5 protein-coding genes and 2 pseudogenes are annotated in these 4,480 nt (G+C 33.3%); all 7 read left to right on the forward strand.

The window, feature by feature from the left end; genetic code table 11:
- Positions 1-98 (forward strand): annotated as a pseudogene (locus F8162_RS29105) (aminoglycoside phosphotransferase family protein); the annotation flags it as partial.
- Positions 99-214: 116 nt separating this feature from the next.
- A complete protein-coding gene (locus F8162_RS21775) occupies positions 215-1,471 on the forward strand; it encodes an MDR family MFS transporter (RefSeq protein WP_151631808.1) in 1,257 nt (418 codons plus the stop codon).
- 168 nt (positions 1,472-1,639) lie between these two features.
- Positions 1,640-1,945: an arsenical resistance operon transcriptional regulator ArsR gene (gene arsR / locus F8162_RS21780; RefSeq protein ID WP_000046018.1), complete on the forward strand. Its 306-nt coding sequence runs from the start codon at positions 1,640-1,642 to the stop codon at positions 1,943-1,945.
- 60 nt (positions 1,946-2,005) lie between these two features.
- Positions 2,006-2,443, forward strand: a complete 438-nt coding sequence (locus F8162_RS21785) for an ArsI/CadI family heavy metal resistance metalloenzyme (RefSeq protein WP_151631810.1) — start codon at positions 2,006-2,008, stop codon at positions 2,441-2,443.
- An 18-nt stretch (positions 2,444-2,461) separates the two neighbouring features.
- Entirely contained in the window at positions 2,462-3,502 is a 1,041-nt protein-coding gene (gene arsB, locus F8162_RS21790; RefSeq protein WP_151631812.1) for an ACR3 family arsenite efflux transporter, read from the forward strand.
- A 26-nt stretch (positions 3,503-3,528) separates the two neighbouring features.
- Positions 3,529-3,933 carry an arsenate reductase (thioredoxin) gene (gene arsC / locus F8162_RS21795; RefSeq protein ID WP_151631814.1) on the forward strand — a complete coding sequence of 135 codons (405 nt, stop codon included), beginning with the start codon at positions 3,529-3,531 and terminating at the stop codon, positions 3,931-3,933.
- A gap of 275 nt (positions 3,934-4,208) precedes the next feature.
- Positions 4,209-4,480 (forward strand): annotated as a pseudogene (locus F8162_RS21800) (aminoglycoside phosphotransferase family protein); the annotation flags it as partial.

Here is a 4,480-nt window from a genome sequence, read left to right on the forward strand (position 1 = left end):
CAGAAACGATGGCAGAAGTTTTTGGAAAGGAAGCAAGAAAGATACATGATATTTCTAGTATGTTTCAAAGCTTGACTTTTCAAAAGAAATCTCATTTAATTTCTATATTAATTTGTAAAATAAATTCACTTTATGTTATTATATTTCCCTTGGACTGACAGTTTATAAAATGTATAGTGAATATTTGACAAGTTAAAATAGGGGATGTATTACGTTGAAATGGTTATCTTGGGACAGAAATTTAAAAACTAGATTGATTGGCGAAACTATGTTCAATACATTGTTTTGGATGTATTTTCCGTTTATGGCAATATACTATAGCGATGCTTTTGGTAAAGCAATTGGCGGAATTTTAATGGCAATTATACCCCTTGTTGGCATAATAGGTAATTTGTTAGGTGGATATTTAGCTGATCGATTAGGGCGTCGACCTGTCATGCTATTAGGCACAATTATACAAGTAGCAATGTTTGCGGTTTTTGCTTTATCTCATTCACATTGGATTAATTATTTAGCCTATATCGGTATTGGAATTAGCGGGGCAATATACAGTCCAGCAAGTTCTGCAATGATAGCTGATATAGTGCCAGAAAAGGATAGAAGGGTAGTCTTTGCCACTTTTGTTACAGCAAATAATATTGGTGCTGTATTTGGACCAGTGTTAGGTTCATTTCTCTTCTTTCATTATCGAAGTGAATTGTTATGGACTTGTACAATTGTTACATTTATTTATTTTATAGCAATCTATTTCATAATTAGAGAAACGCTGCCTGAAGCTTCTAAAAACGATGGGGACAAAAAACAAATATCGAAAATCTTTAAAGAGCAATGGAATAATTATACGAAAATCTTTAGTGATAAAATTTTCGCTATTTATATAGTTGCTGGAATATTCATTATGATAGCTTTCCTGCAGCTAGATCTTTATCTTGCATTATATGTAAAAGAATTTGTACCAACCCAATCTCTTTTCTCATGGAATATTGGTTCATTCTCTTTGAGTAATACTCAAATCTTCGGATGGATGATGGGATTGAATGGAATCTTATTTGTTTTATGTTCTTTACCCGTTGCAAAATATTTAGAGAATTGGAGCGACCGAAATGTTTTAATTGTCTCTAATATATTATTTGGAACCGGTATGTTTTTAATAGGGTTAACAACGAATATATGGCTACTGTTTGGCTTTATGGCAATATTAACAATTGGCGAATTGATTCGTTCGCCAGTTGTACATAGTTTTGTCAGTAAATATGCACCCGAAAATTCTAGAGGACAGTATATGGCAGCATCTAATTTACAATTTACCATTGGGCGTTTTATTGCACCAATAATGATTGTATTTTCTACATGGCTATCTCCAATTGTTGTGTTCGGAATTATATTACTTTGTACCCTTGTTAGTGCAGTTCTCTATGTGAAAGTATTTCGTATGATTTCAAATACAAACATACATAATTCTACAAAATAGCCCTGTTATGCAGGGCATTTTGTAAATTGATAACTTAAAAGTTCTGTTAAGGGAAAGAAGAGAAGAATATATTAATCAAAAAAAATTGATGAATTAGTTGCATAAAGAACTAAACAGCGTATATACTATAAATATCAAAAAAAGTTGATGAAGGGAGAGGGAAATAAAATGGCACAAGATTTTCAGTTATATGAGAAAAAGTTTAAAGCGTTGGCAGATCAGAAGCGTTTAGAGATTATGTATGAACTTTGCCAGCGAGGCCAGACTTGTGTATGTGATTTAACAGAGGTTTTTGAAATGACGCAATCTAAGTTGTCCTATCATTTAAAGATCTTATTAGATGCAGGTTTAATTGTAAAAGAAACAAAAGGTACGTGGAGTTATTATGATTTAAATGATGCGGAAGTAAACAATTTATTATCAGAAGAATTGTGCTGTATTTTTAGAAAAACAGGCAAAGGTAGTTGTTGTTAAAATTTTATACTATTAATCAAAAAAAATTGATTAATAATATGTAAAGAGGAGGAATAAGTTATGAGATATGTTCATGTTGGTATAAATGTTACGGATTTAGAGAAGTCTATTGAATTTTATGAAAAGGTATTTAGTGTGTCACCAGTTAAGGTGAAAGTGGATTATGCAAAATTTTTATTAGAGACGCCAGGACTTAATTTCACGCTCAACGTACGAGATGAAGTGAAGGGAAATCAGGTAAATCATTTCGGTTTCCAAGTGGATACAGCTGAAGAAATTACATTTCATAAAGAAAGATTAACAAAAGAAGGTTTCTTTGCGCGTGATGAGATGGATACGACTTGTTGCTATGCAGTTCAAGATAAGTTTTGGGTAACAGATCCTGATGGGAACGAGTGGGAATTCTTTTATACAAAAGCACAGAGTGATGTTCATAAAATAGAAGAGCCATCTTGTTGCACGACTTCTAACGTAGTAGAAAAAAATTCTTGTTGTTAATAGGAGATGGAAAATAAAATGAAACGTTTATCTTTTCTAGATCGATATTTAACACTATGGATTTTTCTAGCTATGGCTGTTGGGATTGGTTTAGGGTTTGTGTTTCCTAGTGTAGTAGACGGACTACATACATTACAAGTTGGAACAACGTCTATCCCGCTTGCTGTCGGTTTAATTGTCATGATGTATCCGCCGTTAGCGAAAGTTCGTTACGAGGAAATGGGCCGCGTATTTAAAGACGTAAAAGTATTGGTTTTATCTTTAGTACAAAACTGGATTATTGGACCTGTACTTATGTTTGTTTTAGCAATTATTTTTCTTCCTGATAAGCCAGAATACATGGTCGGGCTCATTATGATCGGTTTAGCACGTTGTATTGCAATGGTAATTGTTTGGAACGATCTTGCAGATGGGGATAAAGAGTATGCAGCAGGTTTAGTAGCTTTTAACTCAGTATTCCAAATGTTATTCTTCTCCGTTTATGCATACGTGTTTGTAACAGTCATTCCAGAATGGTTAGGAATTGAAGGAGCTATCGTCGATATTACAATGGTTGAAGTAGCGAAATCAGTATTTATCTACTTAGGTATTCCTTTTATAGCAGGTATGTTAACACGATTTGTACTTGTTAAGTTAAAAGGAAGACAGTGGTATGAAAAGGTGTTTATACCGAGGATAAGTCCACTTACATTACTGGCACTACTATTTACAATCATCGTTATGTTCTCTTTAAAAGGGGAAATGATTGTTAGCGTGCCACTAGATGTGGTAAGGATAGCGATTCCGTTATTAATCTATTTTATTGTAATGTTTTTTGTTTCTTTCTTTATGGGAAGAAAAATTGGTGCAAACTATCCGGTGACTACAACGTTAGCATTTACAGCAGGTAGTAATAACTTTGAGTTAGCGATTGCTGTAGCAGTTGGTGTGTTTGGTATTCATTCAGGTGCAGCATTTGCAGCTGTTATCGGACCGTTAGTTGAAGTACCTGTAATGATTGCACTTGTAAACGTCGCTTTTTGGTTTAAGCGTAAATATTTTAATGATCAACCAGTCTAAATTTAATAATAAAGGCGGAAAACAATATGGAAAACAAAAAGACAATTTACTTTTTATGTACAGGAAATTCATGCAGAAGCCAAATGGCAGAAGCTTGGGGTAAACAATATTTAGGAGATAAGTGGAATGTGTATTCTGCAGGAATCGAAGCACACGGAGTAAACCCAAATGCTATTAAAGCAATGAATGAAGTAAATATTGATATAACGAATCAAACATCGGATATGATTGATGCAAATATTTTAAATAACGCTGATTTAGTCGTTACCCTTTGTAGTCATGCGGATTCTGTTTGTCCTTCGACACCTCCGCATGTAAATCGTGTTCACTGGGGATTTGATGATCCAGCAGGAAAAGAATGGTCTGAATTTCAACGTGTTCGTGATGAAATTGGAGAACGTATAAAACGATTCTCTGAAACAGGGGAGTAAATAACGGAAAGAGCCAATCTTCTATTGTATAGGGGATTGGCTCTTTTTTTATAGGTAGTCACTACTATATTGGTTTACAACAACTATCTCAACAAATGTAGAATATTATGTAAGGATGATATAGTTAGAATAGTCATCCCCTTTTATTAGATTTATACATATAAAACACTATTGATAGTTAATAATGAATAAAATTAGGTTTTTATAATAATCGAGATAGTGGTCATAAAAAATAGTTTGTAATAAAAATTTTTTTCACATGAAAGGAAAAAAGGATGAAACATATAATAAAAGATGTATTAATGAACTACTTTAAAGAAATCCATACATTAGTAGTGGAAGAAGAATTACATAAGAACAGTTGGCATACAGATTTACACTATAAAATCGTCGTAAATGGAGACCGGTATTCCGCACGGTTTATAAATAGCGATCGAACAAGCAATCCGGCCTTTGGGACGTTATCTAATGAACAATTGAAAGAGCAAGTACGGTTTACGTATTATTTACGAGAGCATGGAATTCCATTTATGCAGATTAAGGAGAA

Origin of the sequence: Bacillus sp. CH140a_4T (assembly GCF_008923725.1) — a bacterium.
Classification (GTDB): domain Bacteria; phylum Bacillota; class Bacilli; order Bacillales; family Bacillaceae_G; genus Bacillus_A.